At 54.3% G+C, this 19,165-nt stretch carries 16 protein-coding genes; 8 read left to right on the top strand and 8 right to left on the bottom strand.

Annotated features, from left to right (window positions below):
* Positions 1–273 precede the first annotated feature (273 nt).
* Positions 274–2,607, bottom strand: a complete 2,334-nt coding sequence (locus OGV80_RS06920) for a Tex family protein (protein WP_087051945.1) — start codon at positions 2,605–2,607, stop codon at positions 274–276.
* A 98-nt stretch (positions 2,608–2,705) separates the two neighbouring features.
* Positions 2,706–3,179, bottom strand: a complete 474-nt coding sequence (greB, locus tag OGV80_RS06915; RefSeq protein WP_016154802.1) for a transcription elongation factor GreB — start codon at positions 3,177–3,179, stop codon at positions 2,706–2,708.
* Positions 3,180–3,404: 225 nt separating this feature from the next.
* Between greB and ompR the strand changes: the two genes are divergently transcribed.
* Positions 3,405–4,124: an osmolarity response regulator transcription factor OmpR gene (gene ompR / locus OGV80_RS06910; RefSeq protein ID WP_001157751.1), complete on the top strand. Its 720-nt coding sequence runs from the start codon at positions 3,405–3,407 to the stop codon at positions 4,122–4,124.
* On the top strand, positions 4,121–5,473 hold the full coding sequence (gene envZ, locus OGV80_RS06905; protein ID WP_043018579.1) for a two-component system sensor histidine kinase EnvZ: 1,353 nt from the start codon (positions 4,121–4,123) through the stop codon (positions 5,471–5,473). The genes ompR and envZ overlap by 4 nt, the downstream gene beginning before the upstream one ends.
* A gap of 74 nt (positions 5,474–5,547) precedes the next feature.
* Here the strand turns inward: envZ and pckA are convergent, their stop codons facing one another.
* The 5 genes from pckA to igaA form a co-directional block, all read right to left on the bottom strand.
* On the bottom strand, positions 5,548–7,170 hold the full coding sequence (pckA, locus tag OGV80_RS06900; RefSeq protein ID WP_043018578.1) for a phosphoenolpyruvate carboxykinase (ATP): 1,623 nt from the start codon (positions 7,168–7,170) through the stop codon (positions 5,548–5,550).
* 577 nt (positions 7,171–7,747) lie between these two features.
* Positions 7,748–8,626, bottom strand: coding sequence for an Hsp33 family molecular chaperone HslO (gene hslO, locus OGV80_RS06895; RefSeq protein ID WP_016157640.1), 879 nt, complete (start codon positions 8,624–8,626; stop codon positions 7,748–7,750).
* A 24-nt stretch (positions 8,627–8,650) separates the two neighbouring features.
* Positions 8,651–9,052, bottom strand: coding sequence for a ribosome-associated heat shock protein Hsp15 (gene hslR / locus OGV80_RS06890; RefSeq protein ID WP_019078146.1), 402 nt, complete (start codon positions 9,050–9,052; stop codon positions 8,651–8,653).
* Positions 9,053–9,062: 10 nt separating this feature from the next.
* Positions 9,063–9,731 (bottom strand): GMP/IMP nucleotidase, encoded by a 669-nt coding sequence (yrfG, locus tag OGV80_RS06885; protein ID WP_003023533.1) that lies wholly within the window; start codon positions 9,729–9,731, stop codon positions 9,063–9,065.
* Between the two features lie 62 nt (positions 9,732–9,793).
* Positions 9,794–11,929 (bottom strand): intracellular growth attenuator protein IgaA, encoded by a 2,136-nt coding sequence (gene igaA / locus OGV80_RS06880; RefSeq protein ID WP_047408180.1) that lies wholly within the window; start codon positions 11,927–11,929, stop codon positions 9,794–9,796.
* Between the two features lie 322 nt (positions 11,930–12,251).
* On the opposite strand from igaA, the gene nudE reads away from it, so the two are divergent.
* A complete protein-coding gene (gene nudE, locus OGV80_RS06875; protein ID WP_003827667.1) occupies positions 12,252–12,812 on the top strand; it encodes an ADP compounds hydrolase NudE in 561 nt (186 codons plus the stop codon).
* A 112-nt stretch (positions 12,813–12,924) separates the two neighbouring features.
* Here the strand turns inward: nudE and mrcA are convergent, their stop codons facing one another.
* Positions 12,925–15,477 (bottom strand): peptidoglycan glycosyltransferase/peptidoglycan DD-transpeptidase MrcA, encoded by a 2,553-nt coding sequence (mrcA, locus tag OGV80_RS06870; RefSeq protein ID WP_047408184.1) that lies wholly within the window; start codon positions 15,475–15,477, stop codon positions 12,925–12,927.
* Between the two features lie 120 nt (positions 15,478–15,597).
* Here mrcA and OGV80_RS06865 point away from each other — a divergent pair, with 120 nt between their 5' ends.
* The 5 genes from OGV80_RS06865 to hofQ are packed head-to-tail and all read left to right on the top strand — an operon-like array spanning position 15,598 to position 18,908.
* Positions 15,598–16,377 carry a type IV pilus biogenesis protein PilM gene (locus OGV80_RS06865; protein WP_087051946.1) on the top strand — a complete coding sequence of 260 codons (780 nt, stop codon included), beginning with the start codon at positions 15,598–15,600 and terminating at the stop codon, positions 16,375–16,377.
* The gene (locus OGV80_RS06860; RefSeq protein ID WP_087051947.1) at positions 16,377–16,916 is read left to right on the top strand and encodes a PilN domain-containing protein; all 540 of its coding nucleotides are present in this window, start codon (positions 16,377–16,379) and stop codon (positions 16,914–16,916) included. Before OGV80_RS06865 ends, OGV80_RS06860 begins: the two co-directional genes overlap by 1 nt.
* Complete coding sequence (locus tag OGV80_RS06855) at positions 16,900–17,355, top strand: HofO family protein (protein ID WP_087051948.1); 456 nt, start codon at positions 16,900–16,902, stop codon at positions 17,353–17,355. The genes OGV80_RS06860 and OGV80_RS06855 overlap by 17 nt, the downstream gene beginning before the upstream one ends.
* On the top strand, positions 17,345–17,758 hold the full coding sequence (locus OGV80_RS06850; RefSeq protein ID WP_087051949.1) for a HofP DNA utilization family protein: 414 nt from the start codon (positions 17,345–17,347) through the stop codon (positions 17,756–17,758). Before OGV80_RS06855 ends, OGV80_RS06850 begins: the two co-directional genes overlap by 11 nt.
* Complete coding sequence (gene hofQ / locus OGV80_RS06845) at positions 17,661–18,908, top strand: DNA uptake porin HofQ (protein ID WP_087051950.1); 1,248 nt, start codon at positions 17,661–17,663, stop codon at positions 18,906–18,908. The genes OGV80_RS06850 and hofQ overlap by 98 nt, the downstream gene beginning before the upstream one ends.
* The last annotated feature ends 257 nt before the right edge of the window (positions 18,909–19,165 follow it).

Genomic DNA, 19,165 nt, shown 5'->3' with positions numbered 1-19,165 from the left:
GTACAATTGGATAATAATTTGAGCCAATTTTGATATTCCTCAATATTTATTCTGGTTGGGCATGAAGGATTCACGGAAGTAATTAGTGAGGCTCTTAATGTTTAATTAAGGTTTCATCTGTTAATGAAGTGATAAATATATTGTGGAGCAAAGCGGGAAATAGATTAAATATGCCGGATGGCGACGCTCATGTGTCTTATCCGGCCTACAAATTAATGGCGACAACCAGGCCGGAGAGGGTGTTTACTCCACCATCCGGCACACGGTTTAAACTTAGCGCTTTTTACCCATTGCCGCCGCCAGCGCATCCATCATGGCGCTGTTGCCCGCAGGCTGGGCGTCACGACCACGCGGTTTCGCGGCTTTCGGCGCCGGGCGATTGCTCTGAGTGCGATCGTTATTCCCGCCGCCGCGACGCGCATTGGTTTCACCCGGCTGCTCGTCCAGACGCATGGTCAGCGCGATACGCTTACGCTGCAGGTCCACTTCCAGCACTTTCACCTTCACAATGTCGCCCGCTTTCACCACGGTGTGTGGATCTTCGACGAACTTATTCGACAGCGAAGAGATATGCACCAGACCATCCTGATGCACGCCAATATCAACAAACGCGCCGAAATTGGTGACGTTGGTGACAGCCCCTTCCAGAATCATTCCCGGCAGCAGATCGTTCATGGTTTCGACGCCATCAGCAAACTGCGCGGTTTTAAATTCAGGACGTGGGTCACGGCCCGGTTTTTCCAGCTCTTTGATGATGTCGGTGACGGTCGGCACCCCGAAGCGTTCGTCGGTAAAATCGGCGGCTTTCAGATTGCGCAGTTCGCTGCTGTTGCCCATCAGATCGCGCAGCGATTGCTCGGTGGCGGCCAGAATGCGTTCCACAATCGGATAAGCTTCCGGGTGAACGGTAGAGGCATCCAGCGGGTTATCGCCGTGGTTGATACGCAGGAAGCCCGCGCACTGTTCAAAGGCTTTAGGCCCCAGACGGCTGACTTTTAGCAGTTGCTGACGGTTCTGGAACTGACCGTTCTCATCGCGCCAGGCGACGATGTTTTGCGCCATCATGCGCGTCAGGCCGGCAACGCGGGTCAGCAGTGGTACGGAGGCGGTATTCAGATCGACGCCGACGGCGTTCACACAGTCTTCCACTACCGCATCCAGCTTACGCGCCAGCTGCGTCTGGCTAACGTCGTGCTGATACTGGCCCACACCGATAGATTTCGGATCGATTTTCACCAGCTCAGCCAGCGGATCCTGCAGACGACGGGCGATAGACACCGCACCGCGTAGCGAAACGTCGAGGTCCGGGAACTCCAACGCCGCCAGCTCGGAAGCAGAGTAAACCGATGCCCCAGCTTCACTGACGATCACTTTCTGTGCCGTCACTTGCGGGAATTGCTTCTGTACGTCGAGGAAGAAACGCTCGGTTTCGCGCGACGCCGTACCGTTACCAATCGCCACCAGCTCAACGTTATATTTTTCGCATAACGCCGCAACGGCAACGGCGGCTTTGGCGGCCTGGCCGGTATGCGGATAAATGGTATCGGTCGCGACCAGCTTGCCGGTACCGTCAACTACCGCCACTTTTACACCGGTACGCAGACCAGGATCGAGCCCCATGGTGGCGCGCAGTCCGGCCGGGGCGGCCATCAGCAGGTCATGCAGGTTACGGGCAAAGACGTTGATCGCTTCATCTTCCGCACGTTCGCGCACGGTACCCATCAGCTCGGTTTCAAGGTGCATCAGCACTTTGATGCGCCACGTCCAGCTAACCACGCCTTTACGCCAGCTGTCGGCAGGTGCATTGTTCAGGCGCAGTCCCAGGTGATCCTGGATAATCTGCTCGCCGTGGCTCTCTTTTGGCGGCTCATCGAATTGCGGATCGGCGTTCAGTGAAAGCTGCAACACACCTTCATTACGACCACGGAACATGGCCAGGGCACGGTGGGATGGCACGGTGGAGATAGGCTCGTGGTGATCGAAGTAGTCGCGGAACTTAGCGCCTTCCTCTTCTTTACCGCTGACCACGGTGGCGACCAGGTGGGCGTTTTTCCACAGATAATCACGGACTTTCGCCAGCAGCGCGGCGTCTTCGGCGAAGCGCTCCATCAGAATGTAGCGGGCGCCGTCGAGGGCGGCTTTGGTATCCGCCACGCCGTTTTCGGCATTGAGATATTTTGCGGCTTCCGTTTCCGGGTCGTGGGATGGTTCGTTCCACAGCAGGTCTGCCAGTGGCTCCAGTCCGGCCTCAATAGCGATCTGCCCACGGGTGCGGCGCTTAGGTTTGTACGGCAGATAGAGATCTTCGAGTTCGGTCTTACTTAACGTGCCGTTGATCGCGTTCGCCAGATCCTCGGTCAGTTTGCCTTGCTCGCCGATAGATTTCAGGATTGCCTGACGGCGGTCTTCCAGTTCACGCAGATATCCCAGACGGGTCTCCAGATTACGCAGTTGCGTATCGTCCAGACCGCCGGTGATTTCCTTACGATAACGTGCGATAAACGGCACGGTGTTCCCTTCATCAAGCAGGCGAACGGCAGCTTCTACCTGTTCAGCACGAGCCTGAATTTCACCTGCGATAATGCGGCAGAAAGAATCATTCATCATGGATAGCTTCGTCTATAGGATAAAAAATCAGGGGATAGTTATACGGATTGACTGGCAAAAATGCCAGTCATCTACGGGGGCTTCGGATTGTTCCGGTCTCACTTCACGTATTCAATCTCGTTCACGTACCAGCTGGCTTCACCGCCGGGAGTGTTTACTATCGCGAGATCGCCGACCTCTTTTTTCAGCAGCGCCCGCGCCATCGGCGAGTCGATAGAGATGTAATCTTTACGACCGAATATCTCATCGTAGCCGACAATGCGGAATTTGCGGATGTCGCCATCGTCATTTTCGATCTCAACCCATGCGCCAAAGAAGACTTTGCCCTCCTGCTGGGGGGAGTAATCGACGATTTTCAGATTCTCCATGCACTTGGTCAAATAACGGACGCGGCGGTCGATCTCACGCAGGCGCTTTTTATTATACTGGTAGTCGGCATTTTCGCTGCGGTCACCCAGACTTGCGGCCCAGGTAACTTTTTTGGTGACTTCCGGGCGCTCTTCACGCCAGAGATAATTCAGCTCTTGTTTAAGTTTTTCATACCCTTCACGGGTTATCAGGGGCGTTTTCATCTTATTGTTTTACCTTCGACTCTGTGATGATGCGCACAATTGGTATTACGTGAGCATATCAACAGAATAAATAATGTATTGCGAGAAACATTGTATACTTAAGCTGCTGTTTAATATGCTTTGTAACAATTTAGCCTGGAATTCATACCAGAATTCGCTGGTGACTCACGTTAGCTTTCTTAAGAATATACACTTAATTGTTGCGAACCTTTGGGAGTAATAACAATGCAAGAGAACTATAAGATTCTGGTGGTCGATGACGACATGCGCTTGCGTGCGCTTCTGGAGCGTTATCTGACCGAGCAGGGCTTCCAGGTTCGAAGCGTCGCAAACGCTGAGCAGATGGATCGTCTGCTGACCCGTGAGTCCTTCCACCTGATGGTGCTGGATCTAATGCTGCCGGGAGAAGATGGTCTGTCTATTTGCCGTCGCCTGCGCAGCCAGAGCAACCCGATGCCGATCATTATGGTCACCGCGAAGGGTGAAGAAGTTGACCGTATCGTAGGGCTGGAAATCGGCGCTGACGATTACATCCCGAAACCGTTTAACCCGCGTGAACTGCTGGCGCGTATTCGCGCTGTACTGCGTCGTCAGGCGAACGAACTGCCGGGCGCGCCTTCTCAGGAAGAAGCGGTCATTGCGTTTGGTAAGTTCAAACTGAACCTCGGTACGCGTGAAATGTTCCGCGAAGATGAGCCAATGCCGCTCACCAGCGGGGAATTCGCGGTACTGAAAGCGCTGGTAAGTCACCCGCGTGAACCGTTGTCCCGCGACAAGCTGATGAACCTGGCCCGTGGCCGTGAATACTCGGCGATGGAGCGTTCTATCGACGTCCAAATCTCCCGTCTGCGTCGTATGGTGGAAGAAGATCCGGCGCATCCGCGCTACATTCAGACCGTATGGGGTCTGGGCTACGTCTTTGTTCCGGACGGTTCTAAAGCATGAGGCGAATGCGCTTCTCGCCACGAAGTTCGTTTGCCCGCACGTTATTGCTCATCGTCACCTTGCTGTTTGCCAGCCTGGTGACGACTTACCTGGTAGTGCTGAACTTCGCGATTCTGCCGAGCCTCCAGCAGTTTAATAAGGTCCTGGCCTACGAAGTTCGTATGCTGATGACCGATAAACTGCAGCTGGAGGACGGTACGCAACTGGTGGTGCCGCCCGCATTCCGCCGGGAAATTTACCGTGAGCTGGGTATTTCCCTCTATTCCAACGAGGCCGCTGAAGAGGCCGGACTGCGTTGGGCGCAACACTATGAATTCTTAAGTCATCAGATGGCGCAGCAACTGGGTGGCCCAACGGAAGTCCGCGTTGAGGTGAACAAAAGCTCGCCGGTCGTCTGGCTGAAAACCTGGCTGTCGCCCAATATCTGGGTACGCGTACCGCTGACCGAAATCCACCAGGGCGATTTCTCACCGCTGTTCCGCTATACGCTGGCGATTATGCTGCTGGCTATCGGTGGGGCATGGCTGTTTATTCGTATCCAGAACCGACCGTTGGTGGATCTGGAGCATGCGGCGCTGCAGGTGGGGAAAGGCATCATTCCGCCGCCGTTGCGTGAGTATGGCGCTTCAGAGGTGCGCTCCGTAACCCGAGCCTTTAACCATATGGCCGCAGGTGTGAAGCAACTGGCCGATGACCGTACGCTGTTAATGGCGGGTGTGAGCCACGATTTACGTACTCCGCTGACGCGTATTCGTCTGGCGACCGAAATGATGGGCGAAGAGGACGGTTATCTCGCGGAATCCATCAATAAGGACATCGAAGAGTGTAACGCCATTATCGAGCAGTTCATCGACTACCTGCGTACCGGTCAGGAGATGCCGATGGAGATGGCGGATCTGAATTCGGTGTTAGGCGAAGTGGTCGCGGCGGAAAGCGGCTATGAACGTGAAATCGAAACTGCGCTGCTGCCTGGCAGCATTCAGGTGAAGATGCACCCGCTGTCGATCAAGCGTGCGGTTGCCAATATGGTGGTTAACGCCGCCCGCTACGGCAACGGCTGGATTAAAGTCAGCAGCGGTACGGAGACGCATCGCGCCTGGTTCCAGGTAGAGGATGATGGTCCGGGCATCAAGCCTGAGCAGCGTAAGCATCTGTTCCAGCCGTTTGTCCGCGGCGACAGCGCGCGTAGTACCAGCGGCACAGGGCTGGGTCTGGCGATTGTGCAGCGTATTATCGATAACCATAACGGTATGCTGGAAATTGGTACCAGCGAGCGAGGAGGGTTGTCGATTCGCGCCTGGCTTCCGGTGCCCTTCACTCGCGCGCCGGGCAACACGAAAGACGCATAACAAAGGGAGGCGAAATGCCTCCCTTTTTGTTGCTGTAGGCCGGATAAGGCGAAACCGCCATCCGGCACTTTTCGTTACAGCTTCGGTCCGGCGCTAACCAGCGCTTCACCCGCAGGGGTGTCGGTGTATTTCTCGAAGTTCTCGATAAACAGTTTCGCCAGTGCATTGGCTTTTTCCTGCCACTGCTCCGGAGACGCGTAGGTATTACGCGGATCGAGAATGCGAGTGTCTACGCCCGGCAGCTCGGTAGGGATAGCGAGGTCAAACATCGGCAGACGGAACGTTTCCGCGTCATCCAGCGAACCGTTCAGGATGGCGTCGATGATCGCGCGGGTATCTTTGATAGAGATACGCTTGCCGGTACCGTTCCAGCCAGTGTTAACCAGATATGCCTGCGCACCTGCCGCCTGCATGCGTTTCACCAGCACTTCTGCGTACTGCGTTGGGTGCAGCGACAGGAATGCTGCGCCGAAGCAGGCAGAGAAGGTTGGGGTTGGTTCGGTGACGCCACGTTCGGTACCGGCCAGTTTGGCGGTGAAGCCAGACAGGAAGTGGTACTGGGTTTGGTCTGCCGTCAGGCGAGAAACCGGCGGCAGCACGCCAAACGCGTCGGCGGTCAGGAAGATAACTTTGGTCGCGTGGCCCGCTTTCGACACCGGCTTAACGATGTTTTCGATGTGATAAATCGGGTAGGACACACGGGTGTTTTCAGTTTTGGAACCGTCATCGAAATCGATGGAACCATCTTCGCGCACGGTGACGTTTTCCAGCAGCGCATCACGACGGATCGCGTTGTAGATTTCCGGCTCGGCGTCTTTAGACAGTTTGATGGTCTTCGCGTAGCAACCACCCTCGAAGTTAAACACGCCGTCGTCATCCCAGCCGTGTTCGTCATCGCCAATCAGGCGGCGTTTCGGGTCAGTGGACAGCGTGGTTTTACCGGTGCCGGACAGGCCAAAGAAGACCGCCACATCACCTTTTTCCCCGACGTTTGCCGAGCAGTGCATGGAGGCAATGCCCTTCAGCGGCAGCAGGTAGTTCATTACGGAGAACATACCTTTCTTCATTTCGCCGCCGTACCAGGTTCCGCCAATCAGTTGGATACGCTCAGTCAGGTTGAAAGCTACGAAGTTTTCGGAGTTCAGACCCTGCTCTTTCCACTGTGGGTTGGTACATTTAGCGCCGTTCATCACGATGAAATCAGGTTTGAAATCAACCAGCTCTTCCTCGCTTGGGCGGATGAACATGTTTTTGACAAAATGCGCCTGCCAGGCAACTTCGGTAATGAAGCGTACGGAAAGGCGGGTATCGGCGTTAGCGCCGCAGAAAGCATCAATGATAAACAGACGCTTGCCTGAAAGCTGCTGGGTGACTAATCCTTTCAGATGCTGCCAGGTTTCCTGGGAGAGCGGTTTGTTGTCGTTCTTACCTTTACCTTTGTCTGACCACCAGAGCGTGTCGCGCGTGGTGTCGTCACGGACAATGTACTTATCCTTTGGCGAACGTCCGGTAAAGATACCGGTATCAACTGCAACGGCGCCCAGGTTCGTTAACACGCCACGCTCATAACCTTGCAGGGAAGGATCAAGTTCCTCCTGGAAAAGTGTGTCGTAGTCTGGATTGTAAACGATATCCTGAACGTCATTGATACCATAAGCCTTGAGATCTTGCGGGGTTAAACTGGTGTTCACACGCATTTCACTGCTCCTTAGCCAATATGTATTACCTGGAATAGTAAGGTTTTTTAGGGATTGCTAACCGCGACAAGGCTCATAGATTTACGCATCCGGGAAAATCACGGGTAACCGAATGCGCTGCGACTCCTGTCACAAAGAGGCGGATATTATGGCAGGAAACCCTTTTTTGTTGTGGAAAATGTTCTTAAAACGTTAATAGAGAGTGTTTTTGGCGGGAATCTTGTGAGTGTAATCGCATTCACGTAAGAAAATAACGTAACTCATACATAAACAATATCGATTCACTTCCCGTGGCGGTGGTCTGAATTCGGTCCATCAATGCTCAAAATTGTGAAGTTGATGCGATTATGAGGCTTTCTCGTGATGCTGGATGACGACATGCATAGTGTTGAACGTTCACGAATCACTTACTGGAGCATGAGATCTATTGGTCTGCGGCAGACGGGGGCGAATGAGCAACTGGATTCAGCGTTCAGAGCGTGGCGTATATTGTCATTCACGGCGCACGGATAAAGATGCAGTATTACGCAGAGTAAGCGGAATTTAGCCCGGTAGAGCAAACTACCGGGCTCGTGATTTAATGTACCTGCGGGTCTGCCGGGGATGCATTGCTGCGGATCTCAGCAATGTCCATGGCGTTAAACAGATAGTGGCTACCGCAATAATCGCAGTGCATATCGATCTCGCCTTCTTCCGCCAGAATGCTGTCCACTTCTTCGTCCGGCAGCGTTTTCAGTGCACCAGCGCAGCGTTCGCGTGAACAGGTGCATTTGAACTCAACGTCCTGCGGATCATAGAGGGTGACCTCTTCTTCGTGGTACAAGCGCCACAACACTTCGTTGGCCGGCAGCGTCAACAGCTCTTCGGTTTTAATGGTTTCGGTCAGGGCGGTCAGGTGATCGAAATCATCTGCCTGCGCGTTTTGCGCCGGCATTACCTGCAGCAGCATTCCGCCAGCAGCAGGTTTGCCATCGACGTCGCCAGTACGGATAAACAGGCGTGTCGGCAGCTGTTCAGAACGCATGAAGTAATCTTCCAGACAGGCGGCCAGCGTGTCACCTTCCAGACCGACCACGCCCTGATAGCGTTCGCCTTCTTCCGGGGTAATGGTGATCACCAGGTAACCGTTGCCTACCAGCGTTTTCAGATCCGCGCCTTCAGGAATATCACCCTGCATGCGGGCCACGCCGCGCATCTGCTGATTGTTGTTGCCGTTAATGACGGCCAGGCTCAGCGGACCATCACCCTGCAGCTGCACGGTGATATCACCGGCAAACTTCAGCGTGGCGGTGAGCAGGCTGGTGGCGACCAGCAGTTCAGCCAGCACGTTTTTGACCGGCTGCGGGTAAGTATGATTTTCGAGGATCTGTTGCAGAGTTTCCGAAACGGTCACCAGCTCGCCGCGCACGGCAAAGTTTTCAAACAGATAACGATGTAATTGGTCATGTTGCGGCATAATCATCTCTCTTGCAGGTGACAGTCACTCACTGTCGCCATGTTTAAATCGTAACAGGTCGCGGCGCTCTTTCTTGTCCGGTCGCCTGTCCGGGTGCGGCATGGTTAACGCGTTAAGTTTACGCGCCAGCGCCACTTTTTCGCGTTTTTCCACGCTTTCCGCGGTTTCTTCATACAGCGTAACGGCTTCCGTGGCCGGGCGACGCTGCTCGGTAATAGCCTTGATAATGACCGTTCGTTCGTCATTTCCCTGGCGCAGGGTGAGGGTGGCGTTCAGCTCGACAATCTTGCTCGGCTTGCTGCGCTGGCCGTTGTAATGCACCTTACCGCCTTCAACCATTTCGCGGGCTAGCGCACGCGTTTTGTAAAAGCGTGCCGCCCACAGCCATTTATCCAGCCTGACTTCAGTAGAGGGCTTTTCTTTCATGGCGTCTCCTTCACATCAGTGAGGGGATCAGTCGGCGGTAGTCATTCAATGACGGATGGCGTGCGTACTGTTTTTCCGCAATGCCAGAGTCGGGATTGGTTACGCCGAGGCAGTAACGAATACCATACAGGGCAGCGGCGTCGAGAATGGGTTCGCTGTCGTCAATAAATAGCGTCTTCTCTGCACTCATTCCCGTTTCTTCAGCCACAGCGTGCCATAACCGCTGATCCTCTTTGGGATAACCAAATGTGTGGGTGGAAAGTAATAAATCAAGGTGTGAGGCCAGACCGGTATGCTCAAGCTTCACCGCCAGATTATGCGGATGCGCGTTGGTGAGCAAAATACGGCGCTTGCCGCTGGCTTTTAAGGCATCAAGAAACGGTACGGTATCTTCACGCAAAACGGCGCGCGGTCCCTGTTCCGTAGTCATGGCGCAAATATCCAGATCCAGGCACTCGCTCCAGTAATCCAGGCAGTACCAGTTTAGCGTATGCTGCACGGCATGATACTGCTGACGAATATAGTCCTGGGCTTCCTGGGGAGAGATACCCTGCTTCGCGCCATAGGTTTCCGGCACCAGCTTTTGCCAGAAATAGTTATCGAATGCCAGGTCGAGCAGCGTGCCGTCCATATCTAACAACACGGTGTCGACATCCTGCCAGGCAATATTGATATGCATGGAAACTCCCCAGAAGAAAACATGATGCGCGACAGAGTAGCATATCCTGTCGCGCGAGCGTGTTATCGAATCAGGCTTTCCGGGTCGTCAATCAGCGTTGGATTCAGGCAGCTTTCGTAGTAGCTCTGAATTTCCGCGATGCGGGTGCGGTTACGCTGATAGCGTCTGAATGCCTGTATGCTGTTGTAGACAGCGCATCCGAGCATGGAGAACATCAGCAGCGTCGTGCCAAGGTAGCGCCATAATCCTGAACGATCCGGGATACGGTGCAGACCAATGTGCTGGGTGCCATTGGCGTCAGTCGAAATATTGGTGACGATCCCCTCCGCGCGAAACGGCGTCTGCATCAGCATCTGCGCCAGGCGCTGAAAGGCGTTCCACTGTTCCTGGGGAGGATAGTCATATAACGAGGTCGTCGGCCACGGCTGATCGACCAGATCGCTGCCTTCGTCGCTGATAATCAGGAAACCGCCGGGAGCAGGGCTATTCAGCGCCTGGGCCGCTCGCGCAGTCTCGCGTGAAATAAACGGCGCCGTAGAGGTATTCACCAAATTATCCAGCGACTCCGCGCTTACCGGACGCAGCAGCACGTTCACTCCATCCAGTTTGCCTGCGTTTGCTCGTTTCACCAGCGCGGTCCAGTCTTTACTGTTACCAAGGTTTACCAGCGCATTTTTTAAACGTACACATTCATCTTTGGCTGCGCACAGATCGGCCGTTTTCAGGACAATCTCGCCAAAATCGTCAAGTAACACCATGCCGGACTTTTGGATGGCCGAGCGTAACGATGCGCTGACGCGAGAGTCATCATCAGCTTTGGGATGCAGCTGGCGGTTCACGGCCTGCGTGAGCGCGGTAGCTTTATTTACCAGATCGGACTCAGGTAGCGGCAATGCGCGCGCGTCATTCCAGATAATTTGCGTGCAATCGAAAGGCATAAACGGCGTGGCAGGCTGCGCATTCCAGCTCCCCTGGGTATGAATGTTACACATACCCGTACCGCTCAGGTGCAGCGTGTCACCCACGCGAACGCCCGCGTTTTCGAGCTGTTTTACGCTGGTGGCTTCGATAGTTTGCGCGCCCTTCATCCAGGAAAGCGTTAGCTTTATCGGCATATCCAGAGGGATCCAAAACAGCAGCATCAGCAGTACCAGCAATGAGCCGCCCGCGATGACGGCGTTGCGCAGCCAGTGCTGTAACGGGAAGTTTTTCACTTCATCATGCAGGGATAAAAAACGCCCCTGGCGGACAACATGGCGATCGAGATAAATATCGATATCCGTTTGCTGGCCAAGATCCTGTGCGATGTAAGGCTGCCAGTGAGGGGGATAAATAAGATCAATAATGCCTAGCGAGATATTATTGATTTGCTCCTGATCGTTTTCGCCAAACAGTCCCCAGCGACGCGGCGTACCGCGCAGACAATGAATTTCCCGCAGGGCGGTTTTAGACGGCGGGGCGAACAGTCCCCACAGACCTGCCGCCAGTAGCAGCACCGCGCCACCAACGGCCCACGGAGCAAACGTATCCGGAATGATTAAGCAGAAAAAGAACAGCAGGAATGATGCGGCAATCAGCAGCGCTTCGCGCAATCCCGACGGGCGGCTGAGTGCGTATTCTTCATGGGTTTCCTGGCGAATATTCAGCAGTTCGATCTGCTCGCTTTCTTCACCGCGAATGGACGCCTGGGTAGAGGCGGTATGCTGTAGCGCATAGCCACGCGCTTCCTGCATATATTCCTGCAGCGTGTGGCCGTTCAGAGAGATAACCAGTGGTATCGTATTGGTGTGGATTAACTCAACGCTGTTTTCGTCATTGATGTATTGTTCCCAGAAAGGGGGAAGATGCACTTCAACGGAATCGAGATAGTAACGCCATTTGTTAGGATCGTCGGTAGTAATGCCGTAACGTGTAATCGCGTGCGTCAGTACGATGACGCTATTACTTTGGGCATTCAGCGTTAACGATACCGGCGCGGAGCTGGCGCCCGTTGGACTCGGCACCTGCTGAATTTGACTAAGGCTTTCGAGATAGTTTTCAACTGCACTGCGCTCTTCAGGCGTGAGTTTACGCTTTGAGGCGTCTGAGAAGACGTTGCTCAAGGGTAAATTTTTCCGTCTGGATTTCGTTCTGAGTAGCCATCCTGCAAGCAATGAGCAGGCCAGCAAAGCAGCTAAAAAAATCAGAATGGTGCTCATGCTTTCCCCATCTTACTTAGTCTGTCAGGCGTGGCCAGTCGCACCCTGTTCAATATTCGTGATTCTGTGGTTGGCTATCGGCAAGTGTGGAGTCGAACTTGAGCATCTTTAAGTACAGCCCAGTAAATGCGAATCATAGCAAAATCACCAAAAATGGAATATCAGCAAATTCCTGGAGTTATTTCAACCTATTGACTTTTAATTTGAAATAGGGATTAACTTTTAGTACGTTACATAAATGTAAATAAACGGCAATTCACATTGCCGAAACCGTGCGGTATATCGCACAATAACCCCAGATTTCACAGCAAAGATCCTCACAATGAGCAAATCATTACAGAAACCCACGATTTTGAAAGTGGAAACCGTCGCCCAATCCCGGCTGTTTAAAGTCGAAAGCGTGGACCTTGAGTTCAGCAATGGCGTGCGCCGCGTTTATGAACGTATGCGTCCGTCCACGCGTGAAGCGGTAATGATTGTGCCGATTGTGGACGACCACCTGATCCTCATCCGCGAATACGCGGTTGGGACCGAATCTTACGAACTGGGTTTTTCCAAGGGATTAATCGATCCTGGCGAAAGCGTGTTTGAGGCGGCGAATCGGGAGTTAAAAGAAGAAGTGGGGTTTGGCGCAAAGGATCTGACTTTTTTAAAGAAACTCAGCATGGCGCCATCTTATTTCTCCAGCAAGATGAACATCGTGGTGGCAGAGGACTTATATCCTGAATCGCTGGAGGGTGATGAACCTGAGCCATTACCGCAGGTACGCTGGCCGCTGGCGCATCTGATGGACCTGCTGGAAGATCCTGATTTTCACGAAGCGCGTAATGTCAGTGCGCTGTTCCTCGTACGCGAATGGCTGAAAGGGCAGGGACGATTGTAGTTTATGTTGCCGGATGGCGGCTGACGCCTTATCCGGCCTACAACATCCAGCAATATCAAATGATTACGCCGAAAATGTAGGCCGGATAAGCGAAGCGCCATCCGGCAATCGATCAGAACAGTTCGTGCGTCTCACCATTATCGATAATGGTGGTCCCCACCTCATGCACCGCCTGTTGCGTCGGCTGTGTGCCTTCAATGAAGTACTCTGCGCGGCTGTTGCCGCCGTTTGCCAGTTGACCGGTGCTGCGATCGATGTTGACCGTCACGATACCCGGCGGCGGCGTCAGCGGCTGCTCAGGCACGCCTTCCAGCACGGACTTCATGTAGGCATCCCATGCAGGCTGCGCACTCTTCGCGCCGCCTTCGTAGCCGGAGATTTGGTCTTTGATCGCCCCGGAAGCAGTCGTGTGGCCAAGGTTGCGACGATGGTCATCAAAGCCGATCCATACTGACGTCACCACCCCTGGCCCGTAGCCGGAGAACCACGCATCTTTAGAGCTGTTGGTGGTCCCGGTTTTCCCGCCGATATCGTGACGTTGTAAATCACGACCTGCGCGCCAACCGGTTCCCATCCAGCCTGGCTCACCAAAGATATTGGTGTTCAGTGCGCTTTTAATCAGGAAGGCCAGCGGCGTGTTGATCACGTGTGGGGCGTACTCCTGCGTTCCACTTTGTGCGACCAGTGCCTGGTTGGCCTGCTCAAGCTGCGGCATTGGCACGGCGGCATTTTGCTGTTCCTGCGAGACGGCGACATCTTCTACGTTACTGTTTTCCAGTACGTTAGATTTCTGGGTATCGCCGTAAATCACCGGAATATCGCATTCCGGACAGGCAATTTTCGGCTTCGCTTCGAAGATAACGCCGCCCATATCGCTTTCGATCTTACTGATGAAATACGGGTCGACCAGGAAACCGCCGTTAGACATCACCGCGTAACCGCGCGCCACCTGCAACGGCGTGAACGAGGCCGAACCCAGCGCCAGCGACTCGGTGTGCACAATGTTCTGTGCCGGGAAACCAAAACGTTGTAGATACTCTGCCGCGTAATCCACGCCCATGGCGCGCATGGCGCGTACCATCACCACGTTTTTCGACTGGCCCAGCCCCTGACGTAAGCGAATAGGACCAGCATACTGCGGCGGTGAGTTCTTCGGCTGCCAGTCGGAACCGGCACCGGCATCCCAGCGGGAGATCGGTACGTCGTTGAGCATACTCGCCAGCGTCAGACCTTTATCCATCGCAGCGGTATACAGGAAGGGTTTGATGTTGGAACCCACCTGGCGTAGCGCCTGGGTTGCACGGTTAAACTTGCTCTGGTTGAAGTCAAAACCACCGACCAGCGCCAGCACCGCGCCGTTTTGCGGATTGATGGACACCAGTGCGGAGTTGACGTCCGGCACTTGCGCCAGCCACCAGGCATCGCCAACCTGGCGTACCCAGATTTGCTGGCCGGTCTGTACTACGTCGGTCACTTTACGCGGCGTTGGGCCTTGTTGGGTATCCGAGCGGTAAGGACGCGCCCAGCGCATACCATCCATTCGTAATGACACGGAGGTACCATCCGCCAGCGTGGCAATGGCTTCCTGCGGATTAGCGCTGGTAACAACCGCCGGAAGCAAGGGGCCATAAGTCGGCAGTGCTTTCAGCGTATCGGTGATTTTCTTGCTGTCCCAACTGCTTTCGCCCACTTTCCACAGCACATTCGACGGGCCGCGGTAGCCGTGGCGCATGTCGTAATCCATCACGTTGTTACGTACCGCCTGCTGGGCAGCTTGCTGTACTTTGCGCGTAATGGTGGTGGTGATGCGATACCCGTCTTCATAGGCTTTCTCGCCATAACGGTTATACATCTCCTGGCGCACCATTTCAGACAGATACGGCGCGGAGAAGGCGATTTCCGGCGCGTGGTAGTTGGCGTCAATGGCCTCGCCGCGTGCCTGATCGTACTGGGCCTGCGTGATGTAGTTTTCGCTCAGCATACGCGACAGCACGACGTTACGTCGCGCGGTTGCCCGGTCCATCGAATAGAGGGGGTTGAAGGTTGACGGCGCTTTTGGCAGACCGGCAATCACCGCAATTTCACTTAAGCTCAGCTGATCTACGGTCTTACCGAAATAGACCTGAGCGGCAGCACCCACGCCATAGGCGCGATACCCCAGATAGATCTTGTTCAGATACAGTTCGAGGATCTCATCTTTACTCAGCAGTTGTTCAATGCGGATCGCCAGGAACACTTCCTTGATCTTACGCATCAGCGTACGTTCCGGGCTGAGGAAGAAGTTTCTCGCCAACTGTTGGGTAATGGTACTCGCCCCTTGCGATGCGTGGCCGGAAAACAACGCGACGCTGGCTGCACGGAAGATCCCCACCGGGTCTACCCCATGGTGCTCATAAAAGCGACTGTCTTCTGTGGCGATAAAGGCTTTAACCATCACCGGCGGCATTTGATCCAGCGTAACCGGAATTCGACGTTTCTCGCCATATTGCGCGATCAGCTCGCCGTCAGCGCTGTAAACCTGCATCGGGATCTGTAAACGCACATCTTTGAGCGTCGCGACGTCAGGTAATTGCGGCTCAATATAGCGATAGAGGCCATAAATCGAGCCTGCTCCCAGCAGGATGCAACATACTGCAAGGATTAATAAATACTTTACGAACTTCACTGGAGATTTCCCATTTAGTGGCATTTGGGCAGTTTATAAACAAACGCGCGGTAGTATAAAGGCAAGCCAGACGCATTGATATACCCGTTAAAGCAACGGGTGATAAGGAGATCATCAGCAATGGCTTTCAATATCTGGAAAATTGGTTTGCATATTCAGCAACATGAAGCGCTGGCTGTCGCCGCTGTTCACGACGCATCCGGTTGGTTTCTCCAGCGCTGGTGGCGTATACCGCTGACGTCCCAGGTTATCGTCGATGGCCACATTCGCGAGCCTGAACAGCTTGTCGCAGCGCTACTGCCGTGGAGCCGGGAGCTTCCTCGCCGACACCATATTCATCTCTCCTTTCCCGCCAACAGGACGTTACAAAAAAAGTACCCTCGTCCGGAAATGACGTTGCGTGAGCCGGAGCAAACCGCCTGGTTGTCCGGCTCGATGGCGCGAGAGCTGGATATGGCGCCGGATGCGCTGCATTTTGATTATAGCGAAGACACGTTGAGCCCGGCGTTTAACGTCACGGCTGCGCAAAGCAAAGAGATTTCAGCGCTTCTGACGCTTATCCAAACGTTGAAGGTACACGTTACGGCGATTACGCCGGATGCCAGCGCATTACAGCGATTTATGCCCTACCTGCCCGAACATCATCAGTGTCTGGCATGGCGTGATGACGCCCAGTGGCTATGGGCGACCCGTTCGGCATGGGGACGTAAATCAACAGGCGATATTGACAGTGTCGACGAGCTTGCCGCGACATTGTCGCTTCCCACGACAGCCATTGCGCTATGCGGTCCCGGCGGCTTCGATCCATTAAGCGTGGTGTCTGTACGCCAGCCGCCAATTCCAACGCCAGGCCATCGCTTCGCCATTGCTCTGGGACTCGCTATGGGAGGCGCGTGCTAATGATAGCGACTATCAACCTTCTGCCCTGGCGCCAAACGCGACGCCGCGCCTGCCTGCGCTTCTGGTGTGTTTTATTTAGCGCTTCAATCCTGCTCAGTATCGGCGTGTTATTGCGCGGTTACAGCGTGATGAACGTCGAAAACCGGGCTGAATTACTGCTGGCAGACGCCGAAAAGAGGCGGGCCGAGGCCTTAATGGCGCTAAAGCCGCATATGCAGCAGCGCCAGCAACGATGGCTACAGGTTCAGGCGCGGAACAAACAGCGTGAGCAGACCCGAAACTGGCAGCAGGTTTTGCAAGGACTGGCGGAATTACTGCCGGAGCAGGCGTGGCTAACAAGAATCACCTGGCAGCAGGAGACGCTGGAACTGACGGGAAACACGCTGAACTTTGCCGCGCTGAGGGCGCTGGAAGCGCAATTACGTCAGCAACCGCTGTTTACATTGGGCAGTCCTGGTGAAACGCTGCAGGATGCGCAGGGACGCTGGCAATTCCACTATCGACTGACGCGGAGCGGTGCGCATGATAACGCTCTGTGATAGCTGGTTAGCGCAGTCGCCACGTTTTCGAGTTTTCTGCTGGTGCGCCTGGATGTTGGGACTGCTCATCGCCGTCTTGCTATGCCTCAACTCCCCCTGGCAGAAACGGATTATGCAGCAAGAGGCGCTAAGCCAGCAACGCGCGGCCATTCAGGCGCAATGGCGAAATTTATATCTGTTGGCGGCATCGCCAGGAGAGCCTGAAGAGACGTTGATTCCGTTTTCCCCGCTGCGGTTTCAGACTCCTCTGGCACGTCTTCTCCACTGGCAGCCCTCTGCACAGGGCGGAGAGATGACGCTGAAGCCCGCCTGGGATGCCATCCCGCCGATGTTTGCCCTACTGGCGGATCAGGGGATGAACGTCAGCCGGTTTTCGCTTAGCGCTGAAGGTTCGGATCTGCTGCTAACGCTACAACTGGAGCGCCTGAATGACGGTTGAACGTTGGCTGTTGGTATGCGTAAGCGTACTGATGCTCACTGGTATGCGTAATCCCTTTCTGCCGCCGGAGGACCGTTGCCAAATTGCTGAACTGCCGACATGGCGTTTTCAGGGCATGGTGAGCCAGGGCGCACGACCTATCGGCATTGTTCAGGATAGCCAGAAAAAATGGCGACGGATTGAGCGAAATGACCTCCTGAAAAACGGTTGGACGATTACACAGATAACGGCCCTGAGCGTAACGCTCGACACAGGGAAAAACTGCGAGCCGCCGCGGTGGCAGTGGCAACGACAAGGAGCGGTAAATGAAGCGATGGATAGCGTGGATACTCTTCGCGCTGGCGGTTGGAATAACGAGCGCGCTGGCGGGAAAACCACAAAACGTGACGCTGGTGGTCGATGATGTACCGGTTGTACAGGTATTGCAGGCGCTGGCTGAACAGGAGCAGAAGAACCTGGTCGTTTCACCGGATGTCAGCGGCGTGCTGTCGCTGCATTTGACGGATGTCCCCTGGAAACAGGCATTGCAAACGGTGGTGAAAAGCGCCGGGCTGGTATTACGACAGGAGGGCAATATTCTGCATGTGCATTCTGTCCAATGGCAGAGTGAAAATGCGGCCCGCCAGGACAATGAACAGGCACGGATTCAGGCCAGTTTGCCACTGGAGCAGCGCAGCATTATTTTGCAATATGCCGATGCCACAGAGCTGGCCAAAGCCGGAGAAAAGCTGCTTAGCGCCAAAGGAAGCATGACGGTGGATAAACGAACCAACCGCTTACTGCTGCGTGACAATAGCGTTGCGCTTAATGCACTGGAAAAATGGGTGGCGCAAATGGATTTGCCGGTTGCCCAGGTCGAACTGGCGGCGCATATCGTCACGATTAATGAAAAAAGTTTGCGTGAGCTGGGGGTTAAGTGGTCGCTGGCTGACGCACAGCAACCGGGGGCGGTAGGGAACGTCACAACGCTTGCCAGCGATCTCTCTGTATCCGCCGCCACATCACGTGTGGGATTTAACATTGGCCGTATTAACGGCCGTTTACTTGAGCTGGAGCTGTCTGCGCTGGAGCAAAAACAGCAACTGGATATCATTGCCAGCCCTCGCTTACTGGCTTCTCACCTGCAACCTGCCAGTATTAAGCAGGGTAGCGAGATCCCTTATCAGGTCTCCAGCGGTGAAAGCGGCGCGACATCCGTCGAGTTTAAGGAAGCGGTACTGGGGATGGAGGTAACGCCCACCGTATTGCAGAAAGGGCGCATCAGACTGAAACTGCATATCAGCCAGAATGTTCCCGGGCAGGTGCTGCAGCAGGCGGATGGCGAGGTTCTGGCTATTGATAAGCAGGAGATTGAAACCCAGGTCGAGGTAAAAAGCGGCGAGACGATTGCGCTGGGCGGCATTTTTTCACATAAAAATAAATCCGCAGCCGACAGCGTGCCGTTGTTAGGCGACATTCCCTGGCTTGGCACTTTCTTTCGCCATGATGGTAAAGAAGACGAACGGCGCGAATTAGTGGTTTTTATTACGCCCAGACTGGTTTCAGCGCAATAACTTATGCATGAAAAGCCGTTGTTTTTGCACTGAACACGTTTCAGGGATTTGACGTGCGGGTGTATTTAGCATACAAGGAGTACCGATTTGAGCGTCGGTGCTTTTCTTTACTTATGCGGCAGTAAATACGCTTTGCCTTTCTGGTGGTGTGTCATAGGCTTATTTGGTGTCATTTGGCTGCGCGATACGTCGCCAGGTCTGATGTTTGCAGGGTAGCATGCCTGCCACGACCAGAAATGCGTAAGGTTTGGTGATTT

This window comes from Citrobacter sp. Ce119, from assembly GCF_030334525.1.
GTDB classification, from domain to species: domain Bacteria; phylum Pseudomonadota; class Gammaproteobacteria; order Enterobacterales; family Enterobacteriaceae; genus Citrobacter; species Citrobacter europaeus.
The sequence above is the reverse complement of the archived record's forward strand: the minus strand, read 5'-3'. Positions and strand labels throughout refer to the sequence as shown.

Excerpts from the sequence above, each read along its gene's own strand:
- OGV80_RS06920 (WP_087051945.1), bottom strand. The coding sequence starts at position 2,607 with ATGATGAATGATTCTTTCTGCCGCATTATCGCAGGTGAAATTCAGGCT.
- greB (WP_016154802.1), bottom strand. The coding sequence starts at position 3,179 with ATGAAAACGCCCCTGATAACCCGTGAAGGGTATGAAAAACTTAAACAA.
- ompR (WP_001157751.1), top strand. The coding sequence starts at position 3,405 with ATGCAAGAGAACTATAAGATTCTGGTGGTCGATGACGACATGCGCTTG.
- envZ (WP_043018579.1), top strand. The coding sequence starts at position 4,121 with ATGAGGCGAATGCGCTTCTCGCCACGAAGTTCGTTTGCCCGCACGTTA.
- pckA (WP_043018578.1), bottom strand. The coding sequence starts at position 7,170 with ATGCGTGTGAACACCAGTTTAACCCCGCAAGATCTCAAGGCTTATGGT.
- hslO (WP_016157640.1), bottom strand. The coding sequence starts at position 8,626 with ATGCCGCAACATGACCAATTACATCGTTATCTGTTTGAAAACTTTGCC.
- hslR (WP_019078146.1), bottom strand. The coding sequence starts at position 9,052 with ATGAAAGAAAAGCCCTCTACTGAAGTCAGGCTGGATAAATGGCTGTGG.
- yrfG (WP_003023533.1), bottom strand. The coding sequence starts at position 9,731 with ATGCATATCAATATTGCCTGGCAGGATGTCGACACCGTGTTGTTAGAT.
- igaA (WP_047408180.1), bottom strand. The coding sequence starts at position 11,929 with ATGAGCACCATTCTGATTTTTTTAGCTGCTTTGCTGGCCTGCTCATTG.
- nudE (WP_003827667.1), top strand. The coding sequence starts at position 12,252 with ATGAGCAAATCATTACAGAAACCCACGATTTTGAAAGTGGAAACCGTC.
- OGV80_RS06865 (WP_087051946.1), top strand. The coding sequence starts at position 15,598 with ATGGCTTTCAATATCTGGAAAATTGGTTTGCATATTCAGCAACATGAA.
- OGV80_RS06860 (WP_087051947.1), top strand. The coding sequence starts at position 16,377 with ATGATAGCGACTATCAACCTTCTGCCCTGGCGCCAAACGCGACGCCGC.
- OGV80_RS06855 (WP_087051948.1), top strand. The coding sequence starts at position 16,900 with ATGATAACGCTCTGTGATAGCTGGTTAGCGCAGTCGCCACGTTTTCGA.
- OGV80_RS06850 (WP_087051949.1), top strand. The coding sequence starts at position 17,345 with ATGACGGTTGAACGTTGGCTGTTGGTATGCGTAAGCGTACTGATGCTC.
- hofQ (WP_087051950.1), top strand. The coding sequence starts at position 17,661 with ATGAAGCGATGGATAGCGTGGATACTCTTCGCGCTGGCGGTTGGAATA.